Source organism: Candidatus Accumulibacter aalborgensis (assembly GCF_900089955.1).
In the GTDB taxonomy this organism is placed as follows: Bacteria; Pseudomonadota; Gammaproteobacteria; order Burkholderiales; family Rhodocyclaceae; genus Accumulibacter; species Accumulibacter aalborgensis.
Genome location: NZ_FLQX01000040.1, coordinates 1 through 1,199, shown reverse-complemented (window position 1 = coordinate 1,199; position 1,199 = coordinate 1). Strand labels below are relative to the sequence as shown.

The window sequence follows — 1,199 nt, the reverse complement described above, 5'->3', positions numbered from 1 at the left end:
CAATCCTCGTGCGCCAACCTACGCCAACACCCGCCTTGCGTGGGTTTGAAATGAGAACTGCTGCGCCCAACGCTCCTTTGGCCGCGCCCACGAAACACTGTTCGCGCAGGTGCTCCAGTGCATGCCGCTGCCCCCACGACCGGCGCGCCGACGACCCCGACCGCCCAAGCAGCCCTATCTGATGCCGATGGCGGCGTAGCGGGGGTGGCCGGAATGATGATCAAGGCCTGGTTGGGGAGTTGTTTTGCTGGACCGCAGCGCTTTACTGCCGGCGGCCGCTCGTGGCTAACGCGAAGAACGGGATTCTACCGCATGGGCATCCAGCCATCGGCCGACGACTGCGTCACGGACGGGCCGCCGCCGCCATCGGTGGCGATTCGCTGCTGGGTATGGTGGTCGCGTTTGCCATTCTGCCGGCAGTGAACAAGGACTCAAGTTTTATGTTTCTCAGGAGCCAATAATCTGGTCATAATCAGCGTGGCTTCCAATCCAGAACCACTGAACACCGTCAGGAACGGCTACGCCAAGTGCGCGATAATGCAGTCCGACGCGAACACTCCTGAAACGCCCTGAACAGACAGGTTTGAGTTGAAGCGATGGATGTGCTTGATTTTTCTTGAGCGAAGCATAGTTACGGCGTGCAAGCTCCTGAATGTCTACGGGTAAGGTATCAAAACATTGCCAGAAGCGGCGCGAACTAAAATGCTTCAAATCTCGCGTGCCTGACCATTACGGTATTCAGCAAGACCTTCCTCGGCAAGAGCGTCCAGCTTTCCAGCGACTGCATCCGCTTCAATCTGCGCGTCCCAAGCATCGGCGTCGAATTGAGCAAACCAGCGACGGAACTTGGCAAGTTCTTCTGGGGATAACTGTTCTACAACCTGTTCAACTGATTCCGCAGTAACCATGGTTCATCTCCAAAATTTTAGTAATACGATAAGCGGTCAGCAAAAAGTCATCCGACAATCGGAGCCAGAGCCAAAGCCAAAGCCGTCCAGGATTTTACCGACATCTGCCTCAAGTATTTTGGTGGTCCGGGCTTTGAAGGCCATCCACTCATGCTTCATTTTGTGCCATAGCAGCTCGATGCGGTTCAGTTCCGGGCTGTAGGGAGGCAGGAAGATCAGCGTGAGTCCTTGTGTAATCGTTTAGCCCCCCGCTCGCCGGCACCGCCCCTCAATCAGGCGGCAGCCGGTAGC

At 56.5% G+C, this 1,199-nt stretch carries 3 protein-coding genes; all 3 read right to left on the bottom strand.

Annotation, left to right across the window (positions count from 1 at the left end):
* Nucleotides 1–447: 447 nt before the first annotated feature.
* From ACCAA_RS04240 to ACCAA_RS04230, 3 genes are read right to left on the bottom strand one after another with little or no spacing between them, the layout of a single operon-like run.
* Nucleotides 448–711: a ParE family toxin-like protein gene (locus ACCAA_RS04240; RefSeq protein WP_186406003.1), complete on the bottom strand. Its 264-nt coding sequence runs from the start codon at nucleotides 709–711 to the stop codon at nucleotides 448–450.
* Nucleotides 708–908 (bottom strand): hypothetical protein, encoded by a 201-nt coding sequence (locus ACCAA_RS04235; protein WP_186406002.1) that lies wholly within the window; start codon nucleotides 906–908, stop codon nucleotides 708–710. Before ACCAA_RS04235 ends, ACCAA_RS04240 begins: the two co-directional genes overlap by 4 nt.
* Before the next feature lie 36 nt (nucleotides 909–944).
* The gene (locus ACCAA_RS04230; RefSeq protein ID WP_281193159.1) at nucleotides 945–1,127 is read right to left on the bottom strand and encodes a transposase; all 183 of its coding nucleotides are present in this window, start codon (nucleotides 1,125–1,127) and stop codon (nucleotides 945–947) included.
* Nucleotides 1,128–1,199: the final 72 nt, after the last annotated feature.

Coding starts and splice junctions, on each gene's coding strand:
- ACCAA_RS04235 (WP_186406002.1), bottom strand. CDS start 908: ATGGTTACTGCGGAATCAGTTGAACAGGTTGTAGAACAGTTATCCCCA.